General features: G+C 32.3%; 2 protein-coding genes. Both read right to left on the reverse strand.

Annotated features, from left to right (window positions below):
- Positions 1-110: 110 nt before the first annotated feature.
- The gene (locus QZ659_RS20225) at positions 111-1,415 is read right to left on the reverse strand and encodes a tetratricopeptide repeat protein (protein ID WP_291728871.1); all 1,305 of its coding nucleotides are present in this window, start codon (positions 1,413-1,415) and stop codon (positions 111-113) included.
- A gap of 424 nt (positions 1,416-1,839) precedes the next feature.
- Positions 1,840-2,202, reverse strand: a 363-nt coding sequence (locus QZ659_RS20230; protein ID WP_291728873.1) for a hypothetical protein, incomplete at its 5' end; no start/stop codon positions are given.

Below are 2,202 nucleotides of genomic sequence, written 5' to 3' on the forward strand. Positions count from 1 at the left end.
AATTATGAATGAAAATATCAAAAACATTTTTTTGGATTAAAATGCTAGAGTTTATACTAAGAAAATCAAGATTCAGTTTCATTTTGATAACTGGTAACTGGTAACTGAATCTACTGACTACTAATTTTCTTCATTTCTTCCTGTGCTGCATATCTAAAATCGCCATGCTTTACATTTTTGAAGTATTGGATAGCAAAATCATTTTTACCTATTTTCCTATACATTACTCCAGTAGCGAATGTAAATTGAGCTTGTAAGTTAGGAGGGACATTGCTCAAATGAGAAAGTTGTCGCATCTCTGTAATTGCCTCTTCTGCCTTTCCTGAGTGAAAAAGCGAAACAGCACGCAAAAAGCGAACATCGTAACGCAAAGGTTGAATAATTAGACAAGAATCAGAAGATTGTATAGCATCTGTATAGTTTTCATTTTGGAATTGTAGAAGTGCCAACTCTGAATACGAACGAGCCTTTGTATCATAATCTTTTGCATGACTGACAGCATCTTTCAGTCGTTCTATGACAGGTGTGTGATTGATTTCCTGTACAGCTAATTGTCCCCCTAGTTCATTAGCTCTAGTATAGTTAGGGTCTTGTTTTAAGGCTTGTTGTACGTACTCTTTAGAAGTTTTATATTCAAAAATTGTATGGTATGCTATTGCTAATCTATACTGATAGTTAGGCATCATCTTAAATACCTTCTCCTTAAATGAACCAACATTTGCTTTTGCTAGAGCCTCTTTTGCTTTTTCATATTCTCCAATCTGATGAAGAGCATATCCCAACTGAAAATAAAAACGAGGAGCATCTTTCGAATCACTTAATAGTTTCAGACCTGCTTCTGCATCAGTAATGGCTTGTGCATATTCTTTTTCTTGATTGTGATACCAAGCTGAAAAATACCAAACATGTGTGTTTTGGGGAGCAAGCGAGCGAGCATCGTGCAAATGAACAGGAAAGCCTACAACTTCTTCTTTCGAATATAAAAGTTTTAAAATATGTAGCCTGTACGACAAACGGCGTTGTGTATTATCTTCAAACTGAGCTGCTGCACTCAAATACTGTATTACTTTATTGATATTACCCTTGTAACCATATAATTTTGAAAGTGCAATGTAAGATTCTACATGGTCTTGCTTTAGTTGGGTTGCTTTTTCCAAACACTCAATCGCATCATCAATACGCTTAAGCAAATAATAACACTTGCCTTGCTGTACAAAGTATTTATAGTTTTTAGGGTCTTTCGCTATCGCTTTATCATAAAGAGAAATAGCTGTAGTATATTGTCTTTTTGCTCTAAACGTTTCAGCTTGTACATACTCTTCTAATCCTCCTCCAGAGTGTTGAGCTATAAGGCTTGCTGATAGTAAAGGAACAGTACCTAGCGAAAAAATAATTAAAAAGAAGATATTTCTCATGTAGTAAAAAAATAACGTAACTAAGTAAGGAATATTTTATGTTACTTGATTAGTTATAGAGAATATATTAAAATATCCTGTTGTTATATAACTATTTAATATCCAATATGTTACGAAATTACTCAAGTTCGTTCTAATGAATACAAAGATACAGACACTACGTTGTTAATCAAAAAGTATCTTATTTTTTAACATAAAAACTTATTTTTTCTCTGCTAGGATAGGATTCATTAGAGAATGAGGGTAAAAATAAAAACTTGAAAAGAGGTTTTATTTCTACAAATTATATCTCAGTACGGACAAATTGCCTACTAACTAATTTAATGAGCAAATATAATCCCAACTTTGAGTGGATAGTCAAATTATTCTCTAATTTATAACTTAACCAATTTGCTACTAGCTTTATTGTATGGTGAACAATTGTTTATTCTAAATCAGAGTTTTCAATTTTAAATAAATACACTCCTGCATCTTGATTTTTATCTATGAAATATTCCCAATAATTTCGGCTCAAAAAATCTTTTTCTACAAAAGAAGTATCAAAATACTGTGTTCCTGTCGTATCTGGATAATAACTTTTTATGGTGGCGATTTCTAAGTTTTCAAAAATATCTATTCTATTTTCATAAATATCTGGTGCAGTAGCAGCATTTTCGCCAGTAACGGTATAAATACTTCTTTCTAGTTGAGTAGGCAGAAGCATAAAACTCCTTACCGTATCTGGAAACTGACTTTTAAATGTACTACTCTGCTCTATATAATTAATCCACAACGTATCAGTGCTATT

Source organism: Bernardetia sp. (assembly GCF_020630935.1).
GTDB lineage: Bacteria > Bacteroidota > Bacteroidia > Cytophagales > Bernardetiaceae > Bernardetia.

Coding starts and splice junctions, on each gene's coding strand:
- QZ659_RS20225 (WP_291728871.1), bottom strand. CDS start 1,415: ATGAGAAATATCTTCTTTTTAATTATTTTTTCGCTAGGTACTGTTCCT.